The sequence below is a fragment of the Rhodoferax sp. genome, from assembly GCF_010365055.1.
GTDB lineage: Bacteria > Pseudomonadota > Gammaproteobacteria > Burkholderiales > Burkholderiaceae_C > Rhodoferax.
This window is the reverse complement of sequence record NZ_JAAFHA010000036.1, coordinates 15,015-36,543: the sequence shown is the minus strand read 5'-3', so window position 1 is coordinate 36,543 and position 21,529 is coordinate 15,015. Positions and strand designations below refer to the sequence as shown.

19 protein-coding genes are annotated in these 21,529 nt (G+C 59.8%); all 19 read right to left on the bottom strand.

All coding sequences use genetic code 11. The annotated features are described in order from the left end of the window. Positions 1-279 (bottom strand): STAS domain-containing protein (locus GZ093_RS10245; RefSeq protein WP_296485556.1); only part of this gene is annotated, 279 nt, incomplete at its 3' end. A 2-nt stretch (positions 280-281) separates the two neighbouring features. Next, complete coding sequence (locus GZ093_RS10240; protein WP_296485555.1) at positions 282-920, bottom strand: ABC transporter substrate-binding protein; 639 nt, start codon at positions 918-920, stop codon at positions 282-284. Beyond that, entirely contained in the window at positions 917-1,741 is an 825-nt protein-coding gene (locus GZ093_RS10235) for a VacJ family lipoprotein (RefSeq protein WP_296485560.1), read from the bottom strand. The genes GZ093_RS10240 and GZ093_RS10235 overlap by 4 nt, the downstream gene beginning before the upstream one ends. 27 nt (positions 1,742-1,768) lie before the next feature. Beyond that, entirely contained in the window at positions 1,769-2,254 is a 486-nt protein-coding gene (gene mlaD, locus GZ093_RS10230) for an outer membrane lipid asymmetry maintenance protein MlaD (RefSeq protein ID WP_296485553.1), read from the bottom strand. A 127-nt stretch (positions 2,255-2,381) separates the two neighbouring features. Next, entirely contained in the window at positions 2,382-3,164 is a 783-nt protein-coding gene (gene mlaE, locus GZ093_RS10225) for a lipid asymmetry maintenance ABC transporter permease subunit MlaE (protein WP_296485551.1), read from the bottom strand. Next, a complete protein-coding gene (locus GZ093_RS10220; RefSeq protein ID WP_296485549.1) occupies positions 3,161-3,976 on the bottom strand; it encodes an ABC transporter ATP-binding protein in 816 nt (271 codons plus the stop codon). Before GZ093_RS10220 ends, mlaE begins: the two co-directional genes overlap by 4 nt. A 64-nt stretch (positions 3,977-4,040) precedes the next feature. Further along, positions 4,041-5,507, bottom strand: coding sequence for a glutamate synthase subunit beta (locus tag GZ093_RS10215; RefSeq protein WP_296485546.1), 1,467 nt, complete (start codon positions 5,505-5,507; stop codon positions 4,041-4,043). Between the two features lie 11 nt (positions 5,508-5,518). Beyond that, positions 5,519-10,252 carry a glutamate synthase-related protein gene (locus tag GZ093_RS10210; RefSeq protein WP_296485544.1) on the bottom strand — a complete coding sequence of 1,578 codons (4,734 nt, stop codon included), beginning with the start codon at positions 10,250-10,252 and terminating at the stop codon, positions 5,519-5,521. Positions 10,253-10,403: 151 nt separating this feature from the next. Beyond that, on the bottom strand, positions 10,404-11,129 hold the full coding sequence (locus GZ093_RS10205) for a transposase (RefSeq protein ID WP_296485542.1): 726 nt from the start codon (positions 11,127-11,129) through the stop codon (positions 10,404-10,406). Between the two features lie 149 nt (positions 11,130-11,278). Then, entirely contained in the window at positions 11,279-11,731 is a 453-nt protein-coding gene (locus GZ093_RS10200) for a glycine zipper 2TM domain-containing protein (RefSeq protein ID WP_296485540.1), read from the bottom strand. Positions 11,732-11,746: 15 nt separating this feature from the next. Next, complete coding sequence (locus GZ093_RS10195) at positions 11,747-12,613, bottom strand: SAM-dependent methyltransferase (protein WP_296485538.1); 867 nt, start codon at positions 12,611-12,613, stop codon at positions 11,747-11,749. Then, a complete protein-coding gene (locus tag GZ093_RS10190) occupies positions 12,610-13,230 on the bottom strand; it encodes a DUF1415 domain-containing protein (RefSeq protein WP_296485536.1) in 621 nt (206 codons plus the stop codon). The genes GZ093_RS10195 and GZ093_RS10190 overlap by 4 nt, the downstream gene beginning before the upstream one ends. Before the next feature lie 21 nt (positions 13,231-13,251). Beyond that, positions 13,252-14,424, bottom strand: a complete 1,173-nt coding sequence (locus GZ093_RS10185; RefSeq protein ID WP_296485535.1) for a deoxyguanosinetriphosphate triphosphohydrolase — start codon at positions 14,422-14,424, stop codon at positions 13,252-13,254. 67 nt (positions 14,425-14,491) lie between these two features. Continuing rightward, entirely contained in the window at positions 14,492-15,598 is a 1,107-nt protein-coding gene (aroB, locus tag GZ093_RS10180; RefSeq protein WP_296485533.1) for a 3-dehydroquinate synthase, read from the bottom strand. Next, on the bottom strand, positions 15,595-16,134 hold the full coding sequence (locus GZ093_RS10175; RefSeq protein ID WP_296485531.1) for a shikimate kinase: 540 nt from the start codon (positions 16,132-16,134) through the stop codon (positions 15,595-15,597). The genes aroB and GZ093_RS10175 overlap by 4 nt, the downstream gene beginning before the upstream one ends. Then, positions 16,131-18,143 carry a hypothetical protein gene (locus GZ093_RS10170; RefSeq protein WP_296485529.1) on the bottom strand — a complete coding sequence of 671 codons (2,013 nt, stop codon included), beginning with the start codon at positions 18,141-18,143 and terminating at the stop codon, positions 16,131-16,133. The genes GZ093_RS10175 and GZ093_RS10170 overlap by 4 nt, the downstream gene beginning before the upstream one ends. A gap of 36 nt (positions 18,144-18,179) precedes the next feature. Continuing rightward, the gene (locus GZ093_RS10165; RefSeq protein ID WP_296485527.1) at positions 18,180-20,312 is read right to left on the bottom strand and encodes a type IV pilus secretin PilQ; all 2,133 of its coding nucleotides are present in this window, start codon (positions 20,310-20,312) and stop codon (positions 18,180-18,182) included. After that, positions 20,309-20,851 (bottom strand): pilus assembly protein PilP, encoded by a 543-nt coding sequence (locus tag GZ093_RS10160; RefSeq protein WP_296485525.1) that lies wholly within the window; start codon positions 20,849-20,851, stop codon positions 20,309-20,311. The genes GZ093_RS10165 and GZ093_RS10160 overlap by 4 nt, the downstream gene beginning before the upstream one ends. Beyond that, positions 20,848-21,519 (bottom strand): type 4a pilus biogenesis protein PilO, encoded by a 672-nt coding sequence (locus tag GZ093_RS10155; protein WP_296485524.1) that lies wholly within the window; start codon positions 21,517-21,519, stop codon positions 20,848-20,850. The genes GZ093_RS10160 and GZ093_RS10155 overlap by 4 nt, the downstream gene beginning before the upstream one ends. Positions 21,520-21,529 lie beyond the last annotated feature (10 nt).

Genomic DNA, 21,529 nt, shown 5'->3' with positions numbered 1-21,529 from the left:
CGGGCTCAAAGGCGTGGCCGCCAGCAGTTCGAGCACACCATACACCCCGGCCAGGTCAGCCAGCCGTTTGGGCAGCCTTTGTGTCGAGAAGCGCTTGCCCTGGGTCAAGGCAGCACGCCTGAACTCAAGCAACACGGCCAGCGCTGACGAGTCAAATCGGGTCAAAGGGCCGGCATCCACCACGGCCTCTGAGCCCGAGAGCGCCGGCAAACCTTGCACCAGAGCCTTCAAAATTGCTGTGGCCTGGGCGTGCGTCAATTCTTGCGGTAACACCAGCACAGTCATCCCTTTTTGGCGTTGGCCTGGTTGCGCTCGGCCAGTGTGGTTATCAAGCCGTCGATGCCTTTGGCATTGATTTCCTGCGCAAACTGGCTGCGGTAGGTGTCGACCAACCAAACACCGAGGACATTGAGGTTGTAAATTTTCCAGCCCGCACCCTGGCCAGGTGTCTTTTCCAGGCGGTAGTCGAGTTGAATCGGGTCGCCGCGCCCTTTGATTTCGGTGCGCACCACGACTTCCGTTTCAGCGGGATCGGAGCGCATGGGCTTGATCTTGAAGGTCACCTCATTGACTTGGGACAAAGCGCCGGCATAGGTGCGCACCAGCAAGATCTTGAACTCCTCCTGCAGGCGCTGTTGTTGCTCCGGCGTCGCCTGGCGCCATTTGGGACCCACGGCGGAGGCCGTCATGCGTTTGAAGTCAACGTTGGGCATCACCAGGCGGTCCACCAGGGCGATGACCCGGGCGACGTCACCGCTTTGAACGGCTTTGTCCGCCTTGATGCTGTTCAAGGCCTCGGTGGTTAAGCGTCCAATCAGCGCGTCAGGGGCTTCATCGGCAGCGCTGGCGGGCCCAGCGAGCCAGCCGAAGGTGCCGACAAGTAGCGCGACGAGCAGATGACTGAATAGACGGCGTTTCATGGTTCTTCCTTCTCATCGTCGGCGCTGCCGGATTCTTTGATGGTTTTGACCCAGGCCCGGGTGCGGTCTCGGACCTCCGAAAGATCTTGCTTCACGGGTGACTTTTCCACTTCGCCATCATCGGGCGGGTTGCCATCGTAAATGCCGCTGCGACGACGTTGCAGGTAGGAGTCGCGGGTGAAAGTGTATTTGTCCAGCGCCACCGCTTCCAGCATGGCCGAAGCGCCCAATAACGAGGCCCGTGTGTCGACCAGGCGCAGCACGGTCAGGCTGTTGCGGGCTGGGATGTGTTCAAGGGTGGATACCAGGTTGCCCTGCGCATCCACCGGCAGGGCCGCCGTGTCGCGCAATGTGGACGGTCCCAGCAGGGGCAGTACCAGATAGGGGCCGGGCGGGACACCCCAATAGCCCAGCGTATGACCAAAATCCTTGGTGTGACGCTCAAGTCTCAACTCGGACGCCACGTCCACCAGTCCGCCCAAGCCGATGAAGGTATTGACGCCAAAACGCGCGAAACTGTTGGCCGCCGGTTCGCCCTTGAATTGCATGGCGTTGTTCACCCCCGACCAGAGATCCTGCAAGTTGGCAAAGAAATTGCGCACCCCTCGGCGCATCGGTGCGGGCAGGACATCCTGATAAGCCGTGGCAACCGGTTTGATGACCGCGACATCGACCGCATCGTTGAACTGGTAGACGCCACGATTGAAGGGCTCCAGCGGATCTTGCGGGTTGGCGGTGGGCCCAGTGGCGCAGCCGGTCAGGGCCAGCGCCAGTAGTACCAAGCCTGCCCACGACTTGGCTCGCGCCGCTTGACGAATCATTGGATGCATTTGGCGACTCCTGGTCATTTATTGACCCCCAACGGCGGCAGGCGTAGTGCCATCGGCCGCCTTGCTGAACAAGAATTGACTGATCAGATTTTCCAGCACCACCGCCGATTGGGTGCTGGAAATGGTGTCACCGGCGGCGAGCGTCTTTTCGTCGGCACCAGGCTCTAACCCCAGATACTGCTCACCGAGCAAGCCGCTGGTGAGGATCTTCAGCGAGCTGTCTTTGGGAAATACATACTGTTTTTCCAGCGCCAGCGTCACGCGGGCTTGGAACGATTTGTCATCGAACACAATTTTCTCGACCCGGCCGACCACCACGCCGGCACTGCGAATGGCGGCTTTGGGCTTGAGTCCGCCAATGTTGTCAAATTTGGCGCTGACTTGGTAGGTTTTTTGAAAACTCAGGGTCAGCAAGTTGGCGGCCTGCAAAGCCAGAAACAGGATGGCCGCCGCCCCGATTAGCACAAACAGGCCCACCCAGACGTCATTTTTGGAGCGTTGCATAAATCTTCTTTCTAATCAGTTGGGGGCAGAGCTTGTTCTTTGATCAGTTGAGGACAGAGCTGGTTCGCTTCGCGTAACTGCGGTCTGTCCCGCAAAGAATCAGGACGCAGTCCTTCCCGCAAGGTCTTCATATCGTAAACATCATGGCGGTCAGGATGAAATCAAGGCCCAGAACGGCCAGCGACGCGACCACGACGGTGCGGGTGGTGGCGCTGGCGACCCCTTCGGGCGTGGCTTGCGCCTCAAAACCTTGCAGCAGCGCGATGAATGTGACGGTAAAGCCGAACACGATGCTCTTGACAATGCCGTTCCCGACGTCTTGCCAGACATCGACACCACTCTGGATCTGGCTCCAGAACGAACCACCGTCGACGCCAATCATCAGCACACCGACGGCCCAGCCACCGATGATGCCGGTGGCGCTGAACACAGCGGCCAACAGGGGCATGGTGATGACGCCGGCCCAGAACCGGGGTGCCAGAATGCGCTGCACCGGGTCGACCGCCATCATTTCCATGACCGCAATTTGCTCGCCGGCTTTCATGAGACCAATCTCGGCGGTGAGCGAGGTGCCGGCGCGCCCGGCAAACAACAAGGCCGTGACCACCGGGCCGAGTTCGCGCACCAGCGTGAGGGTCACCAGCAGACCCAGCGCCGAGGAGGAGCCGTAGCGCTGCAGCGTGTAATAGCCCTGCAATCCAAACACAAAGCCCACAAACAGTCCCGACACCGCGATGATGGCCAGCGAGTAATTGCCCAGAAAGTGAATCTGGTCGCGGATCAAACCAAAACGCTTGAAGCTCGGTCCGAAGGTGCCCAGCAAGCGCATGAACAGGCGTGCACCCAGGCCGAGATCGGCCAGCTGGCGGCGCACGGCAAAGCCGACATCAGCCGGTTTGTACCAACTCATAGAGCAGCTCCCGCACTGAAATCTTCTTCAATCGATGGGCCCGGGTAATGGAAGCGCACCGGGCCATCCGTCAGGGCGTTGACATACTGGTACACCAGCGGATCGGTGCTCTGGCGAACCTGTTCTGGTGTGCCTTGGGCGGCAATCTTGCCGTTGGCCAGAATGATGACGTGGTCCGAAATGGCAAAGGTCTGTTCCAGCTCGTGCGACACAAAAACGCTGGTCAAGCCCATCGAGTCATTGAGCTCGCGAATCAGGCGCGCCGCAATCGCCAATGAAATCGGGTCCAAGCCGGAAAACGGCTCGTCGTACATCACGAGTTCAGGGTCGAGTGCGATGGCGCGGGCCAGCGCAATGCGCCGCGCCATGCCACCCGACAGATCGCTGGGCATCAAATCGCGCGCGCCGCGCAAGCCGACTGCGTTGAGTTTCATCAGCACGATGTGGCGAATCAGCGCGTCCGACAGGTCCGTGTGTTCGCGCAAGGGGAAGGCCACATTCTCAAACACCGACAAGTCGGCGAACAAAGCGCCAAACTGAAACAGCATGCCCATGCGCCGACGTGCGGCGTAGAGCTGCGTCTGGTTCATCGGCGTGACGTCTTGCCCGTCAAACAGCATCTCGCCGGACTGGGCCCGGTTCTGGCCGCCGATCAGCCGCAAGATCGTCGTTTTGCCGCCGCCCGAGGCGCCCATCAGCGCCGTCACCTTGCCTCGCGGGACTGACATGGAAATGCCGTCCAGCACCACCTGCTCACCATAGCCAAAGGTGAGATTGCGCAGTTCAACAAGGGAGTCGGATGTGGGGGCCATTGAAGGTATGGAAAAAATAAGGCCGGGTCGAGCCCGGCCCCTGGATCATAAGGGATTACACCTATCAGCGTGGCAGGTCGCTTGACCCCATTAAAAACTCATCGATCGCGCGCGCCGCCTGGCGGCCTTCGCGGATCGCCCACACCACCAGACTCTGGCCGCGGCGCATGTCACCCGCCGCAAACACCTTGGCGACGTTGGTGGCGTAACCGCCGGTGACTTCAGTGCTGGCCTTGGCGTTGCCGCGCGCGTCCTTGTCGACGCCAAAAGCCTCCAGCACCGTGGCGACCGGGTTCACAAAGCCCATGGCGAGTAGCACCAGATCGGCCGGGTAGGTCTTCTCGGTACCGGGGATTTCCACCATCTTGCCGTTCTTGAACTCGATATGGACGGTCTTGAGGCCGGTGAGCTTGCCCTTTTCACCGATGAATTCCTTGGTGGAAATGGCGAACTCGCGCTCACAGCCTTCTTCGTGGCTGGAACTGGTGCGCAGCTTCATCGGCCAATTGGGCCAGGTTAGCGGCCGGTTTTCTTCCATGGGCGGCTGCGGCATGACTTCAAACTGGGTCACGCTGGCGGCGCCGTGGCGGTTGCTGGTGCCCACGCAGTCAGAGCCGGTGTCGCCGCCGCCAATCACGATCACGTGTTTGTCAGTGGCGCGTAGCTGACCTTTGACTTTGTCACCGGCGTTGACCTTGTTTTGCTGCGGCAAAAATTCCATGGCGAAATAGATGCCGTCGAGGTCGCGCCCCGCTACCGGCAGGTCGCGCGACTGCTCAGCGCCGCCGCTCAAGAGCACGGCGTCAAAGTCCTGTTGCAGCTGCTGCGCAGAAATCGTTTCCTTGGCCCAGTTGGTGACCTTGGAGCCTTTGGACAGTTCGCCGATCAGCACCCCGGTGCGGATGGTGACGCCCTCTTTTTGCAGCTGCTGAACGCGCCGGTCAATGTGCGACTTTTCCATCTTGAAGTCAGGAATGCCGTAACGCAGCAAGCCGCCGACGCGGTCGTTCTTCTCGAACAGGGTCACGTCGTGACCGACCCGGGCCAGCTGTTGCGCCGCCGCCATGCCGGCTGGGCCGGAGCCCACCACCGCCACTTTTTTGCCGGTCTTGTGGGTTGATAGCTGCGGCTGCACCCAGCCCTCAAGCCAGGCGCGGTCGATGATGGCGTGCTCAATCGACTTGATGCCGACCGCGTCGTCGTTCACGTTGAGCACGCAAGCCGCTTCGCACGGGGCCGGGCAGATGCGCCCGGTGAACTCCGGGAAGTTGTTGGTGCTGTGCAGCACGGCAATGGCGTTCTTCCAGTCGCCCCGGTGCACCAGGTCGTTGAAGTCCGGAATGATGTTGTTGACCGGGCAGCCGCTGGTGCAGAACGGCGTGCCGCAGTCCATGCAGCGCGCCGCCTGTTGCTTGGCTTGTGCGTCGTTCAGGCCGATCACAAACTCTTTGTAATTTTTCAAGCGCTCAGGCACCGGCTTGTAGCCTTCCTCAATGCGTTCAAACTCCATGAAACCCGTGATTTTTCCCATGATTCTTTTCCTTATTTAGCCGGGGCTACTTCTTTTTTTGTAGCTGCTTGCGCACGGCTGGTGAGGGCTAGCGCCTCTTTTTGTGCATAAATCTTGGCGAGCGCGCGCTTGTACTCGTTGGGGAATACCTTGACGAACTTGAGCCGGGCGACGTCCCAGTTGTCCAGCAATTCGCGCGCGCGCTTGCTGCCGGTCCAGCGGTTGTGCTCTTCCAGCAGCTTCTTGAGTTGCGCCTCGTCGCTCTGGCCGCGGTGCCAAAGGCTCATCTCCATCGTTTCCTTTTGCTCCGTCGCGGTCAACACCTTGGTCAGCGACACCATGTCGGTGTTGCAGCGCTTGGCGAACTTGCCGTCCTCGTCATAGACATAAGCAATGCCGCCGCTCATGCCTGCCGCGAAGTTGCGCCCGGTGATGCCCAGCACCGCCACGGTGCCGCCCGTCATGTACTCGCAGCCATGGTCGCCGGTGCCTTCCACCACGGTGGTCGCACCCGACAGGCGCACCGCAAAACGCTCGCCGGCCACGCCGGCAAAGAACGCTTCGCCACTGGTGGCGCCATACATCACGGTGTTGCCGACGATGGTGTTCTTGATCGCGTCGCCCCGAAACTCGATGCTGGGGCGCACCACGACCCGGCCGCCAGAGAGGCCTTTGCCGGTGTAGTCATTGGCGTCGCCAATCAGGTAGAGCGTGATGCCGTGCGCCAGGAAAGCGCCAAAGGACTGGCCGCCGGTGCCTTCCAGCTGGATACGGATGGTGTTGTCGGGCAAGCCTTCGGGGTGGACCTGCGTCACCGCGCCGGAGAGCATGGCGCCGACCGAGCGGTTCACGTTGCGCGCCATCTCCATGAACTGCACCTTTTCGCCCTTGTCGATGGCGGCGCGACTCTTGGCAATCAGGATGTTGTCGAGCGACTTCTCCAGACCGTGGTCTTGCGTCTCGGTCTGGAAGCGCGGTACGCCCACCGGCGCGTTGGCTTGCGCAAACAAACGGCTGAAGTCCAGGCCGCTGGCTTTCCAGTGTTCAATGCCGGCGCGCATATCGAGCAGGTCCGAGCGGCCGATCAGGTCGTCAAACTTGGCGATGCCCAGCTGCGCCATGATGTGGCGCACTTCTTCGGCGATGAAGAAAAAGTAGTTCACCACATGCTCGGGCTTGCCGGAGAACTTCTTGCGCAAGGCCGGGTCTTGGGTGGCGACGCCCACCGGGCAGGTGTTGAGGTGGCATTTGCGCATCATGATGCAGCCCTCGACCACCAGCGGCGCCGTGGCAAAGCCAAACTCGTCAGCGCCCAGCAGCGCGCCAATGGCCACGTCGCGGCCGGTCTTGATCTGGCCGTCGGTCTGCACCCGGATGCGCGAACGCAAGCGGTTGAGCACCAGCGTTTGCTGGGTTTCTGCCAGACCGATTTCCCAGGGACTGCCCGCGTGTTTGATGGACGACCAGGGCGAGGCGCCGGTGCCGCCGTCGTGGCCCGCGATCACCACATGGTCGGCCTTGCACTTGGCAACGCCTGCGGCAATGGTGCCAACGCCGATTTCACTGACCAGCTTGACGCTGATGCTGGCGTGCGGCGCGACGTTTTTCAGGTCGTGAATCAGTTGCGCCAGGTCTTCAATCGAATAAATGTCGTGGTGCGGCGGTGGCGAAATCAGACCCACACCGGGAACGGAATGGCGCAGGCGGCCAATGTAGTCCGACACCTTGGCGCCGGGCAATTGCCCGCCTTCACCCGGTTTGGCCCCTTGCGCCATCTTGATCTGGATCTGATCGGCGCTGCTGAGGTATTCGGCGGTGACACCAAAGCGGCCTGAGGCGACCTGCTTGATGCGTGAACGCAAGCTATCACCATCCTGCAAGGGCAAATCGACCTCCACCACGTCGGCGCCAATCACGCTCTTGAGCGTGTCGCCGAGTTTGATCGGGATGCCTTTGAGCTCGTTGCGGTAACGCGCCGGGTCTTCGCCGCCTTCGCCAGTGTTGCTCTTGCCGCCAATGCGGTTCATGGCCACCGCCAGCGTGGCGTGCGCTTCGGTGGAGATCGAGCCCAGCGACATGGCGCCGGTGACAAAGCGCTTGACGATCTCTTTGGCGGATTCGACCTGCTCCACCGGGATGGCCTTGGCCGGGTCAATCTTGAATTCAAACAATCCGCGCAGCGTCATGTGGCGCTTGCTCTGGTCGTTGACGATCTGCGCGTATTCCTTGTAGGTGTTCCAGTTGTTGGCGCGCGTGCTGTGCTGCAGCTTGGCGATCGCGTCGGGCGTCCACATGTGCTCTTCGCCACGGGCGCGCCAGGCGTATTCGCCGCCAGCGTCCAACATGCTGGCCAGCACCGGATCGGCGCCGAAAGCGGCCTTGTGCATGCGGATCGCTTCTTCCGCGATGTCGAACACGCTGATGCCTTCGACGCGGCTCGGCGTGCCGGTGAAGTACTTGACCACGACCTTGCTGGACAAGCCAATGGCCTCGAACAACTGCGCGCCGCAGTAGCTCATGTAGGTGGAGACGCCCATTTTGGACATGATCTTGGACAGGCCCTTGCCAACCGCCTTGACGTAGTTGTAGATGGCTTTCTCGGCACTGAGCTCACCCGGCAGATCCTTGCAGATGTCGGCCAGCGTTTCCATCGCCAGGTAGGGGTGCACGGCCTCGGCGCCATAGCCGGCGAGTACACCAAAGTGATGCACTTCGCGCGCGGTCCCGGTCTCGACGACCAGACCGGCGGTGGTGCGCAGCCCGGCGCGCACCAGGTGCTGGTGCACCGCAGACAGCGCCAGCAGCGCCGGGATGGCGACTTGAGTGGCGCTGATGCCCCGGTCGCTGATGATCAGGATGTTGCTGCCGCCCTTGATCGCATCCACTGCTTCGGCGCACAGGGAGGCCAATTGCGCCTCCACGCCCTCATGGCCCCAGGCCAGCGGGTAGGTGATGTCCAGGGTGTGGCTGCGAAACTTGCCGCGCGTGTACTTTTCGATGTCGCGCAGCTTGGCCATATCGACAAAGTCCAGCACCGGCTGGTTTATCTCCAGGCGCATCGGCGGGTTGACTTGGTTGATGTCGAGCAGGTTGGGCTTGGGGCCGACGAAGGACACCAGGCTCATCACAATCGCCTCGCGGATCGGGTCGATCGGCGGGTTTGTCACCTGGGCAAACAACTGCTTGAAGTAGTTGTAGAGCGGCTTGTTCTTGTCGGAAAGGACGGCCAGCGGGCTGTCGTTGCCCATCGAACCGGTGGCTTCTTCGCCGTTGCTGGCCATCGGGGCCAGCAGGAACTTGATGTCTTCTTGTGTAAAACCAAAGGCTTGCTGGCGGTCCAGCAGACTGACCTCGACTTCAGAGGCCGAGGCGGGCTCGCTGCCACCCACCACATCGTCCAGGCGGATGCGCAGGTTCTCGATCCACTGCTGGTACGGTTTGCTGTTGGCCAGGTTGGATTTCAGCTCTTCGTCGTCGATCATGCGGCCCTGCTCCAGGTCGATCAGGAACATCTTGCCGGGCTGCAGCCGCCATTTGCGCACGATCTTGTTTTCGGGTACCGGCAGCACGCCGGACTCCGACGCCATGATGACCAGGTCGTCATCGGTGATGCAGTAGCGCGAGGGGCGCAGGCCGTTGCGGTCCAGCGTGGCGCCAATCTGGCGCCCGTCGGTGAACACGATGCTGGCCGGGCCGTCCCACGGCTCCATCATGGCGGCGTGGTATTCATAAAACGCGCGGCGCCGCGCCTCCATGGTGGCGTGCTGTTCCCAGGGCTCCGGGATCATCATCATCACCGCTTGCGCCAGCGGGTAGCCAGCCATGGTCAGCAGTTCCAGGCAGTTGTCAAAGGTGGCGGTGTCCGACTGGTCGGGAAAGCTGATCGGGTAGAGCTTTTGCAGGTCCGCGCCCAACACCGGGGAGCTCATCACGCCTTCGCGCGCCTTCATCCAGTTGTAGTTGCCCTTGACGGTGTTGATCTCGCCGTTGTGCGCGACATAGCGGTACGGGTGCGCCAGCGGCCACTCGGGGAATGTGTTGGTTGAAAAGCGCTGGTGCACCAGGCCCAGCGCCGAGACGCAGCGCTCATCTTGCAGGTCCAAAAAGTAGGTGCTGACCTGATCGGCCAGCAGCAAGCCTTTGTAAATGACGGTGCGGCTCGACATGCTGGGCACGTAATACTCTTTGCTGTGCTTGAGCTGCAGGTTCTGGATGGCGGCGCTGGCGGTCTTGCGGATCACATAGAGCTTGCGCTCGAGTGCGTCCTGCACGATCACGTCGTTGCCGCGCCCAATGAAAAGCTGCTTGAGAATTGGCTCCTTCAAGCGCACATTGGGCGACATCGGCATGTCGCGGTTGACGGGCACGTCGCGCCAGCCCAGCAGCACCTGGCCCTCGGCCTTGATGGCGCGCTCCAACTCCTCCTGGCAGGCCAGGCGGCTGGCGTGTTCTTTGGGCAAGAAGACCATGCCCATGCCGTACTCGCCAAACGGGGGCAGGGTGACGCCCTGTGCGGCCATTTCTTCGCGGTAGAGCGCGTCGGGCAATTGAATCAGGATGCCCGCGCCGTCGCCCATGAGTTTGTCGGCGCCGACAGCACCCCGGTGGTCCAGGTTTTCTAGAATTTTCAGGGCATTGAGAACAATGTCATGCGACTTCACGCCCTTGATGTGCGCCACAAAACCGACCCCGCACGCGTCGTGCTCCTGGGTGGATGAATACAAACCGTGTTCCTTGAGATGCTTGATCTCGGCAGCCGTCGTCATGGCGCGCTCCTAAAAATTGTGGGAATGGTGAAGAATACCGCACCGCCACAAAAGTTCCAAGTAGAATAATTGGGGTCAGATTCCAATTATTTCCAGAATAGTATCGTCAACAAATAATTAGGGACATATTGAAAATAATAGCAGTTGACGCTTACTTGACGTGGGCTAGAGGCTCATTTTGCACTATTTTCTGAACAGAAACAGGTCGTCCCGCGCTGATCTGGCTCACCCGGCGCTGCGTTCTTTTTTGTAAGTCAGCCACAAAATCAGGGTCGCCCAGCGCCCAACCGCGCAGCGTGGCGTCGGTCAAAGCCGACTGCTGCACTGAGGTGAGGCCGTTTTGCACCAATTCGGCGTAAGCGGCTTCGCGCGCAAACGGCGTGTTGCCCAATTCCCAGATCAGCGGATGCGGGGTGATCAACTTGTCAGTTTGCAGGCCGGTGTAATGGCCGTGGCTGGACCACGGATAGTCGCGCGCCTGCGCCACCAGACCGGCGCGCACCGGATTGAGGTCGATGTAGACCATGCACGCCAGCAAATAGCGCTCGGTCTGGATCAGGGTGGACTTGTAGCGACCTTCCCACAACGTGCCGCTGCGGTGCTGGCTGTCATTGAAATAGCGCACATAACGCCGCCCCACCGCCTGCATCATCTGTGGCAGGCCCTCAAGCGTGTGCGGTGTGGCGAGCAGATGAAAGTGGTTGCTCATCAGCACATAGGCATGAACGGCAACGTCGAACTTGCTGGCGTTTTCCGCCAGCAGGTCGAGCAGGGTCTGATAGTCCGCTGCTGTCGAAAAAATCGCCTGCCGGTTGTTACCGCGCTGGATGATGTGGTGCGGGTAGCCGGGCAGGGTGAGGCGGGGCAGGCGGGCCATGGTTCTCCAGAGCGAAACGCTCAATCAATCTAGCCGGGATCGCAGCGCTGCGATGCTATAAAATACATAGCTAACTACGCATATTCTACGGGGGCTAGATGGCAAAAAAGCTAAAATCTTTGCGCCAATCCCGACCGTCCACTTCTTCTTCAGCGAAGTGCCCGGGTGACGCGCACCTTGCCACCGGTGGTGACCAGTACGACCGCATCGCCGGGCAGCAAGGTCTGGTTGCCTTTGGCTTGCACGATGGCGCGGCGGCTGCCATTCCTGAGTTGCACCAGGATTTCGACTGCTTCTTCTTGCGTGCCCATGCGCTCTATCGCATTGCCTGCCACCGCGCCGACCACGGCTCCCAAGACGCCCACAACGGCATTTTCACGCCGCCCGCCCACGCTGGACCCGGCAATGCCGCCGACCACGCCGCCTGCAGCCGCGCCCACGCCCGACTGACTGCCATCGACCGTGACCGGGCGAACGCTCAATACCGTGGCATCTATCACTTCGGACATGCGCTGGGCATCACCACGCTGGATGACATCCGGGCTGCTGGTGGCACAGCCCCCCAGCAGAACAAGCAGACTCACGGTCAACAAAACTTTCATTCCTTACCCCTTTGGTTAAAGCTCGTTCGATATTTTGAAGCGCGTTTGGTTCAACTGCTCCAAGCCAAATTCTCGCAGAATGGCCTGCAGCCGCTCCGCAGCAGCACGCTTCTTCTGACCCGTGTAGCGCGCCAAGATGAGCTCGTTCTTCATGCTGTGCTCCCAGCCGACCAGCTCGGTCACCGTGACCTGATAGCCCGATGCCTCCAGGTACAGGCAGCGCAGCACGTTGGTGATCTGGCTGCCCAACTCGCGCGTGTGCAGCGGATGACGCCACAGCTCGGCCAGCGGCGTGCGCGCCAGCAACAGCGCCTTGTGCTGGTTCAGGCAGCGCGCTATTTCCGCCTGGCAGCAGGGCACCAGCACCATGAAGCGAGCGTGCTTTTGCAGCCCAAAGGCAATGGCATCGTCAGTAGCGGTGTCGCAGGCGTGCAAGGCGGTCACCATGTCAATGCGCTCGGGCAGTTGGTCAGACTGCGCTGACTCGGCCACGCTCAAATTCAAAAACGACATGCGGCCAAAGCCCAGCCGGTCGGCGAGCTCGCGCGACTTTTGCACCAGCTCCGCTCTAGTCTCGATGCCGTAGATGTGCCCGGTTTTTTGCACCTTGAAGAACAGGTCGTACAGGATGAAGCCCAGATACGACTTGCCGGCACCGTGGTCGGCCAGCGTGATGCCACCGGGTTTATCGCCCAACTCAAGCAGCAGTTTCTCGATGAAGCCAAACAAGTGGTAAACCTGCTTGAGCTTGCGCCGCGAGTCCTGGTTGAGCTTGCCCTCCAGGGTCAGGATGTGCAGTTCCTTGAGCAGCTCCAGGGATTGGCCGGGCCGGATGTCGTCGGCCAGCGCTTGCGGGGCTGGCATTTTGCTTTTGTTTTTCATGCTTTTTTGGGGTCGTGCGACGCCGCAGCCGGTAGCGCTACATCGTGCGACGCCACCGGGCAGCCGGCTGAGCGCCCGACACCCAACGCGGCCCAGCCTTCGACCCCAAGCCGCTCCAAGGTTTGCATGTTCACCTCGTAAATGCTTTCGGCATCCGGAAAAGCCGCCACGGCGCGGTCAATGCTGTCTTCGCGCAGCAGGTGCAAGGTGGGGTAGGGCGAGCGGTTGGTGTAATTGGTGATGTCATCGTCTGACGTTCCGGCGAACTGGAACAGCGGGTGCAAAGGGGCAATCTGCAAAATCCCGTCGAGCGCCAGATCAACCAAAGTCTGGTCAGCTTCGGCCAGAAAATCATTGAAATCCAGGAAATCGGCCAGCCCCTCAGTCAGTATCAAAAGTGTAGTGTCCCGCACAGACGCATCAAGGGCTAGCAGCTGTTTTAGCTCAAATTCAAGGTCGTGCAAAAGGGCTTGGGCGGTGGTGGCGTGACTCACAGCGTAGTGCACCTGCCCCTTGACATGCACGCCCTTGGCGAACGGGCACAGGTTCAAGCCGATCACGGCGCGCTCGAGCCAGGCGCGGGTGTCATCGATGGCTACTTGTGACGAGACAGGCATGTTGATCATTGGCCTCAATTATCACAGCAGCTTCACGCCCGCGAGCCGCTCGTGCTCGCGCGCTGCAAAACGGTCGGTCATGCCGGCGATGTAGTCGGCCACCACGCGCGCGCTGGCACTCTGGGCGTCCGCTGCGCCTCTGGCGGCCTGCGCGCGCGCCAGAAAGCCTTCGCCCATTTCCTGCGGCTGTTCCAGATAGGCCTTGAACAGTTCATGCACGATTCTCTGGGCCTGGTTCATGGTCTGCATGACCTGGGGATGACGGTACAAGTGGTGCAGCAAAAATGTCTTGAGCGCCTGTGATTTGAGACGCATGTCCGGGCCAAACTGAACCAAAGGTGCCTGATGCCGCACCGCCGCCACGCTGGTCGGCTCGGTGCTTTCCAAGGCCGCGGTGGTCGCGGCAATGACGTCGTGCACCTGCGCGGTGAGCATGCGCCGGGTCGCTTCATAGAGCAGGCGCCGACCCTGCGCTGCGTCCTGCAACTGCGGGTACTCAGCCAGCGCTTCGCGCCTGAAATCGTCAAACAGGGCCACCGCTTCAAGTTGCTCCAGCGTGATCAGGCCAGAGCGCACACCGTCGTCGATGTCGTGCGCGTTGTAGGCAATCTCGTCGGCCAGGTTGCACAACTGCGCCTCCAGGCTGGGTTGCGTGCCATCCAGAAATCGCAGGCCGACGCCACCGGGTTCCTTCATTTCAAGCACTTGGGCGTTGCTGCGGGAGCAGTGTTTGAGAATGCCTTCGCGCGTCTCGAACGTCAGGTTCAGGCCGTCAAACTGGGGGTAACGCTCCTCCAGGTGATCGACCACACGCAGGCTTTGCAGGTTGTGCTCAAAGCCCCCAAAGGCGGTCATGCAATCGTTGAGCGCGTCCTGCCCGGCGTGGCCAAACGGCGTGTGTCCGAGGTCGTGCGCCAGCGCAATGGCTTCGACCAGGTCTTCATTCAGCCGCAATGACCGGGCCACCGAGCGCCCCAGTTGCGCCACCTCCAGCGAGTGCGTCAGGCGGGTGCGAAACAGGTCGCCTTCGTGGTTGACGAACACCTGCGTCTTGTACACCAGCCGCCTGAAAGCGGTGCTGTGCACGATGCGGTCGCGGTCGCGCTGGTACTCGGTGCGCGTCAGGGCCGGGGCTTGGGGGTAATGGCGACCGCGCGATTGGGCGGGATCGCAGGCGTAGCAGGCGAGCGTCATGAATTTATAATAAACCGGGCTCTAGACCCCTTCGCATATACCTTAGTAGCTACTATTTTTATAGTAGTCAGGCGCAGCAATCATTGATGACTTCACGCACCAGTGCATCCGGTGCGCTGCGCACGCTGGCGTTGCCTGGGCCATCGATCACGACAAACTTGATCTCGCCGTCCTCGGCCTTCTTGTCCAGTCGCATCAGTTCCAGGTAGCGCCCGGCATTGTCGGTGGCTGACAATTGCGGCCCTTTGATGGGTAGGCCGGCTTTTTGAATCAGCGCGGTCAGACGTTGCACCAGCGCTGCGTTAATGAGACCCAGTTTGAGCGACAGGTGCGCCGCCATCACCATGCCGCAGCCCACAGCCTCGCCATGCAACCACTCGCCGTAGCCCAGCCCGGCCTCAATCGCGTGACCAAAGGTGTGACCAAAGTTGAGGACGGCACGCAGGCCCGCCTCGCGTTCGTCTTGCGCCACCACCCAGGCCTTGATTTCGCAACTGCGTTTGACGGCGTGCGCCAGTGCCTGCGGCTCGCGCGCCATGAGGGCGTCGATATGGGCCTCAATCCAGGCCAGAAATTCCAGGTCGGCAATCGGGCCGTATTTGATGACTTCGGCCAGCCCGGCACTGAGCTCGCGCGCGGGAAGCGTCTTGAGCGTGTCCAGGTCACACACCACTTTGAGCGGCTGGTAAAAGGCGCCAATCATGTTTTTGCCCAGCGGATGGTTGATGCCGGTCTTGCCGCCCACCGACGAATCAACCTGCGCCAGCAGTGTCGTGGGCACCTGCACAAATGGCACACCGCGCATGTAGCTGGCAGCTGCAAAACCGGTCATGTCGCCGACCACACCGCCACCCAGCGCAAACAGAATGGTTTTGCGGTCGCAAGCGTGGGAGAGCAAGGCATCAAAAATCAGGTTCAGCGTCTGCCAGGTCTTGAACGCCTCGCCGTCGGGCAGAACCACCGTGTGGATGTGTTTGAACTTGCCCTGTAAAGCGCTTTGCAGCCGCTGCGCATAGAGCGGCCCGATCGTGGCGTTGGTCACGATCAGCGCGCTGCTGGCGGCGGGCAATTCGGTGTAGCTCAGGGGGTTGTCAAACAGCGAGCCGCGAATGGCGATGTGGTAGCTGCGGTTAGCCAAGTCAATGGCAACGGTTTGGAGGTCGGTGGCGTTCATGGGGCTGAGTTTAGGGGCTTGAGAGGCACGCCCGCCAACTCCAGTTGCATCACGATCATGTTCACCAGGGTGGCAACCGACGGACGACCGGTCTCGATGATGAAGTGCGCGGTTTCCCGGTAGAGCGGATCGCGCAAGGCATGCAGATCGCGCAGCCGGGTCAAGGGATCGGCCACCTGCAGCAGAGGCCGGTTCACGTCATGACGCAAGCGCCGGAACAGTTCGTCGGGCGAGGAATTGAGGTACACCACGCGGCAACGCTGGCGCAGATGCTGGCGGTTGGCCGGCCGCAAGATGACGCCGCCACCGGTTGAGACAACGCCGGTTTGCTTTTGGGTGAGTTCGTCGATGACAGATTCTTCGACATCCCGAAACCGGTCTTCGCCCTCGCGCTCGAAATACTCGCGGATTGAGCAGCCCAGTTGCTGCTCAATCAGATGGTCGGAGTCAAAGAAGGGAAGTTGCAGCCGCCGGGCGAGTTGTCGCCCGACGGTGGATTTGCCGGAGCCGGGCAGGCCGACCAAACTGACAATCAAGGGATATTGGCAAAAAAGGTAGTTTTTAAGCCGGAAGGCACCGTCACTGTGATAGTCACCGAGTCGCCAGCGCGGCAGTTTTTCAAAGTGACCGCCCCAGACGATGCAATATCGACGTTTGGATTGATTCCAGGCTGAACATTGGGAACCGGAGTTCCATAAGTTTGATCAACAGCACATGCAAACCCATCGGTTGTATTGGAGTCAGTTGCCTGCGCTGTGAAAGTCGTCCCAGCCGGCAAAGGAAGCAATGTATTCGTGCTGCTACGCAATTTGAACGACACGCTGCCTGTGCTAACAGAAGTTGGATCGAAAACCGGGTTTGTTGATGAGAACAAAATCACAGCCTGTTGTCGAACTGTTGTAGCCAAATTCGCATCACAAGTATTGACTCGCGCCGGGAATGGTGCGCCTGCACCTGCACACACCGATGTGCCATTACGGGGCACGACGAACTCACCGATTGCATTCTCATAAATGCCGTTCTCATTGTCATCGCGATAAGCATCACCAATGTTTAGCAGTGTGTCTCCTGCATCAAAGGTGTTGTTTCCGTTGATATCGACATAGTCTTTTGTTCCAGCGATGTAGGCAAGTACGGAGGCGCGACCGCCGGCTGGCCGCGGATTTTGAGAAATAAAAGTTACTGAACACTGCGACACGCCATTGACACGGACGGTTGCGCAACTTCTTGCAACTTGTCCGCCCTCTGCGGTAAAGTTAATTACGGTTCCGTCGTCTACCGCATTGCCTTGCCGATCCGCTATCCGCACCGTCAACTGCGTGCTGGCTCCGTCAATACTCCATCCTTCAATATTGAATGTTTCAACAGAAAGACTCATAAACCGTTGTGACGGTGGCCCGGATGCAACGGTTAAATTCTGCGACTCCGAAAATACCAGCGGATCCGACGCAAGCTCAGCACGAACTTTTACAGGCCCAGGAATCGTGCCAGAGAAAACAGAAACGGATGCTTCCCCGTTGACCAACGTGGTAACGGTTACAGGCGCTGTAACACCGGCTGACCCCAGACCAACTCCACCGGGATTGGTCACGATGCTGAGCTTCACGGGTACGCTAGGAAGAGCTGAGCCACCGGAAGACAAGACTCTAAACTTCACAATTGCTTGATCCAATGCTCCAGACCCGGCAACAAATATCTGCGCTGGCGTTGCCGACATAAACACAACTGCACTCGCGGTCGGCACGGCAACGCTAATTGTTTTGGATTGCGAAACAGCACCTGCGCTAGAACCAGTCAGCGTTACCGAGCCACTGCACAATGAGCCGTCGGCAGCAACTGCGTCGTATACAGCTGACGCAACTCCGGACCCATTCGTCGTTACGCTCACGCCACCAGATGTGGTGTCTTGGCCGTTGATTTTTCCGCAGGAAGCGTTGAAACTTACATTGACAGGCACCCCAACAGCTGGCGCCCCACTGATTAATGCTGTCACTTGCACAGGTGTATTTCCAGCGGAAGGCAAACTTGCAGAAGTTACTGTCACAGCAGAGAGGGCGAGACTAGAAGACTGGACAGCAAAGTCAATAGTTCCTGGCACCGAAACACCAGAGAAATCTGCGCTTGCTGACAACGTGGCAGCCCCGATGCTGGAAACCGATGCTGGCGCTATGGCAACCTCTGCGATCCCTAAGGGAGCGGTAGTCAACGCTGTTGTTGGGCTCAACACTGCGATCGAGGCACCGCTAATTTCAAACGTAACCAATTTGCCAATGACCGCCGCACCGTTGGCGTCTTTGACAGTTGCCCGAGCTAGAAAACCCGTGGCCAATGAAATACCTGTCACAGAGGCACCGCTTGCATCTACTACGCTGGCGACGACTGTTGGCGCAGATGTCGTCGTTCCTGTTCCTGTTCCGGTTCCTGTGCCTGCTCCTGCTCCTGCTCCTGCTCCGTCACTAGTTGTCCCCGGATTCCCCCCACCCCCGCCACACGCCGTCAGTGCCACCACCACCGCCAGACCCAAAACATAGTTCGATAACTTCATATTCATCTTCCTGCAATTCAAAATTTATAGCAAAACTCAGCGTGCTGCCCGGTCCGCCACCACCTTGGGCGTGATGAAGACCAGCATTTCCTGCTTATTGGATACCCTGCCGCGGCTCTTGAACAGATTACCAACGCCGGGCAAATCGCCCAAGAAAGGCACCTTGGTTTCATTGTCGCTTTCGGTCAATTCGAAGATGCCACCAATCACAACGGTACCGCCGTTTTCAACCAGCACCTGGGTTTTGATGTGTTTGGTATTGATCGCAAAGCCAGCCGCAGTGGACTGGCCCACGGTGTCCTTGTTGACGTCCAGGTCCAGAATGATGTTGCCTTCGGGGGTGATTTGCGGCGTGACTTCCAACTTCAAATTGGCCTTGCGGAAGGCAATCGCGGTGGCGCCACTGGACGACGCTATTTGATAGGGCAACTCCGTGCCTTGCTCAATCAGCGCCTTGATTTGATCGGCCGTGACGACGCGCGGGCTGGAGACCACCTTACCTTTGCCATCGGCTTCCAGTGCTGACAGTTCCAGATTCAGAAAACGGTTAGCGGCCGAACTGAAGATTGAGAGAGCAAAGGTCGCCGCGTTGTAGCCCCCCTGACCGACGGCCGGCAGATTGATGAAATTGCTGGTCAGGTCAACGGCGCCACCGGCGCCACTGCTGGCCACCGCATTGCCATAGCTGGTGCCAAAGACCACACGATTGTCGCCAGAGAGCTGGTAGCCGCCATCGCCGCCTTTCTGTGCGCGCAGATCGTTGCCGCCCAGCTTGACACCCAGCGATTTACCAAAGGTGTCCGAGGCCTCCACAATGCGCGCTTCAATCAGCACCTGGCGCACGGGAATATCGAGTTTGGCGATCAATTGCTGCACCTGTTCGAGCTTGCTGGGGATGTCGGTCACAAACAACTGGTTGGTGCGGGCTTCCGAAATGGTGCTGCCGCGCGGGCTCAACATGCGCGAGCTGGTGGCACCGGTACCGCCGCCGCCGGCGGTGAGCTGGGCGGCAACGTCTGCCGCCTTGGTGTAGTTGAGCTGGAACGATTGCGTGCGCAAGGGCTCCAAACTCTGCAGCGAAGCGACCGATTCAAGTTCTAGCTTTTCCTTGGCGTTAATTTCGTCTTTGGGCGCAATCCACAGCACGTTGCCAGTCTTGCGCATGCCCAGACCCTTGGCCTGCAGAATGATGTCAAGCGCCTGATCCCAGGGCACGTCTTGCAGACGCAGAGTGACCGACCCACTGACCGAGTCCGAGGTAATGATATTGAAATTGGTGAAGTCGGCAATCACCTGCAACAGCGAGCGCACTTCGATGTTCTGGAAGTTGAGCGACAGCTTTTGCCCGCTGTAACCCGGCCCTTGCGTCAATTTGGAGGTGTCCACTTTGACCGGTTTTACTTCGACCACGAACTGTTCGTCAGTCTGGTAAGCACTGTGCACCCATTGGCCTTTGGGCTCAATCACCATGCGCACGCGATCGCCGACTGCGAACGTCGTCACAGTTTGCACTGGGGTGCCAAAGTCAGTCACGTCCAGACGGCGGCGCATCCCTTCAGGCAGGGTGGATTTCATGAACTCGACCACCAGCGTTGCTCCCTGCTGGCGAATATCAACGCCGACCTGGCTGCTGGGCAGAGACACCACAATGCGGCCAGACCCTTCATCACCGCGACGGAAATCCAGATCTTTCAGTGGCAGAGTGTCCCGGCTGCGGCTTTCTGCAAAAACAGGGGCCGCAGATGCTGCTGGTGCGGCGAGCGCCACGGCATCCAGCACCACCAACAACGATTTGCCCTGCAGTTGGGCTCTGTAAGCCGTTGCCTGCTTCAGGTTCAGCACCACGCGGGTTCGATCCCCCGCCTGCACCACACTGACTGACCTCAAATTGCCTTGGTTGATCTCAACGGTGGAGCGGCCCACGGCGCTTGTCACGCCCGGGAAATCAAGCGCAATTCTGGCTGGGGACTGGATCGTAAACCCGGTCGGCAGGGCCGTCAGTGGCTGCGACAGGTCGATTCTGACGACCTCAACACCGCCTTGAATCGACCCAGACACCGCTTGTATGGCACTTTGGGCCTGCGCACCAAGCGCCAGCATCATGAGCCATGCCGCCGGCAGAACCCGTTGCCACACCCGCTTTGCCATCCAGTAGTTTTGATTGTTCATTTTGATTTCTCTTGCAGCTGCAAAGTCGCGGGGCGCTCGATCCACTCGCCCACGGCGTCTTGCACAATTTCACGTAACGTGACTTCGGTCTCGGTGATTTTGGTTACCCGCCCGTAGTTTTGTCCAAGATGGTTGCCCGGTTTGACCTGGTACAGCAAAGTGTCGACTTTGACCAGCGCCACCGGTTGGCCCGCTTTGGTCAGGCTTCCCACCATGGCCATGGCATCCAGCGGAAAGGCTTCCAGGGCTTCGCGGCGGCGCGCCAACTCGGGGTCGATCAAGGCGCCGCTGCTCACCGATTGTGTCGACTCGCGCTTGAGGGCCTGGGTCAGCTTCTGGTTGCTGAAAGGCTCTGTCGCGGTGACCTGGGTATAGCTCTCGGGCTTGAATTGCTTGGGCTCGGAAATCGGGGCGACCTTGGGGTGGGTCTGGCTCTTCTGCTCGGTCATCCATTGGCGCAGTTCATCCTCGCCGGTGGCACCGCAAGCAGCCAGCGCCAGTAGCAGACTCGTGAGGAGAAGTTTGGGCACAACCATCATTTCTTTGCTCCATTTGGAGTCGCCTTGCGCTGCGCGGCTACTTCGCCGGCATCCAGATAGCGGAAGGTCTTGGCCGTGGCGTCCATCGCCAAGGTTCCTTCCTTGCCGGGCACGATGGTCAGGTTGTTCAACGTCACGATGCGCGAGAGGTTGGCGATGTCTGACGCAAAGGCTCCGATGTCGTGATAGCGACCCGTGACACGCACGGCAATGGGGAGTTCGGCATAGTAGTCCTTGACCGTGACCTGCCCGGGGCGGAAGAGATCGAATTGAAGACTGCGCCCCAAGCCGGCCTGGTTGATGTCGGACAGCAACGCGTCCATCTCGGCTTTGCTGGGGAGCTGCTTCTCGAGCTGCGTCACATATTGCAGAACCTGCTCACGCTGCTTTTTCAGTGCTTCGAGGTTCACGGCTTTGCCCAATTTGATTTTGTACTCTTCGCGCAGCGTCACTTCCGTGGCCTGCTCGGCGGCTAGCTCTTCTTGAGACGTGCTGAGCCACAGAAACCAAAGTATCACCACCACCCCAACGGAAATGGCGGCAAACAGCAGATAGCGCGGCAGCGCGGGCCAGTTGGACGGGTCTTTGGGATCGAGGTTGCGAAATTGCCCCAACAGCCTTTCCTGCAGGGCAGGAAAATCGAAATTCAATGCGGGTGTGCTTGCCATGGTGCCTTGT

What these genes read in the sequence shown, in the direction of transcription:
- mlaD (WP_296485553.1), bottom strand. Translation starts at nt 2,254, where the DNA reads ATGCAACGCTCCAAAAATGACGTCTGGGTGGGCCTGTTTGTGCTAATC.
- GZ093_RS10205 (WP_296485542.1), bottom strand. Translation starts at nt 11,129, where the DNA reads ATGGCCCGCCTGCCCCGCCTCACCCTGCCCGGCTACCCGCACCACATC.
- aroB (WP_296485533.1), bottom strand. Translation starts at nt 15,598, where the DNA reads ATGAACGCCACCGACCTCCAAACCGTTGCCATTGACTTGGCTAACCGC.
- mlaE (WP_296485551.1), bottom strand. Translation starts at nt 3,164, where the DNA reads ATGAGTTGGTACAAACCGGCTGATGTCGGCTTTGCCGTGCGCCGCCAG.
- GZ093_RS10160 (WP_296485525.1), bottom strand. Translation starts at nt 20,851, where the DNA reads ATGATGGTTGTGCCCAAACTTCTCCTCACGAGTCTGCTACTGGCGCTG.
- GZ093_RS10235 (WP_296485560.1), bottom strand. Translation starts at nt 1,741, where the DNA reads ATGATTCGTCAAGCGGCGCGAGCCAAGTCGTGGGCAGGCTTGGTACTA.
- GZ093_RS10185 (WP_296485535.1), bottom strand. Translation starts at nt 14,424, where the DNA reads ATGACGCTCGCCTGCTACGCCTGCGATCCCGCCCAATCGCGCGGTCGC.
- GZ093_RS10220 (WP_296485549.1), bottom strand. Translation starts at nt 3,976, where the DNA reads ATGGCCCCCACATCCGACTCCCTTGTTGAACTGCGCAATCTCACCTTT.
- GZ093_RS10240 (WP_296485555.1), bottom strand. Translation starts at nt 920, where the DNA reads ATGAAACGCCGTCTATTCAGTCATCTGCTCGTCGCGCTACTTGTCGGC.
- GZ093_RS10165 (WP_296485527.1), bottom strand. Translation starts at nt 20,312, where the DNA reads ATGAACAATCAAAACTACTGGATGGCAAAGCGGGTGTGGCAACGGGTT.
- GZ093_RS10215 (WP_296485546.1), bottom strand. Translation starts at nt 5,507, where the DNA reads ATGGGAAAAATCACGGGTTTCATGGAGTTTGAACGCATTGAGGAAGGC.
- GZ093_RS10195 (WP_296485538.1), bottom strand. Translation starts at nt 12,613, where the DNA reads ATGAAAAACAAAAGCAAAATGCCAGCCCCGCAAGCGCTGGCCGACGAC.
- GZ093_RS10190 (WP_296485536.1), bottom strand. Translation starts at nt 13,230, where the DNA reads ATGCCTGTCTCGTCACAAGTAGCCATCGATGACACCCGCGCCTGGCTC.
- GZ093_RS10200 (WP_296485540.1), bottom strand. Translation starts at nt 11,731, where the DNA reads ATGAAAGTTTTGTTGACCGTGAGTCTGCTTGTTCTGCTGGGGGGCTGT.
- GZ093_RS10155 (WP_296485524.1), bottom strand. Translation starts at nt 21,519, where the DNA reads ATGGCAAGCACACCCGCATTGAATTTCGATTTTCCTGCCCTGCAGGAA.
- GZ093_RS10210 (WP_296485544.1), bottom strand. Translation starts at nt 10,252, where the DNA reads ATGACGACGGCTGCCGAGATCAAGCATCTCAAGGAACACGGTTTGTAT.
- GZ093_RS10170 (WP_296485529.1), bottom strand. Translation starts at nt 18,143, where the DNA reads ATGAAGTTATCGAACTATGTTTTGGGTCTGGCGGTGGTGGTGGCACTG.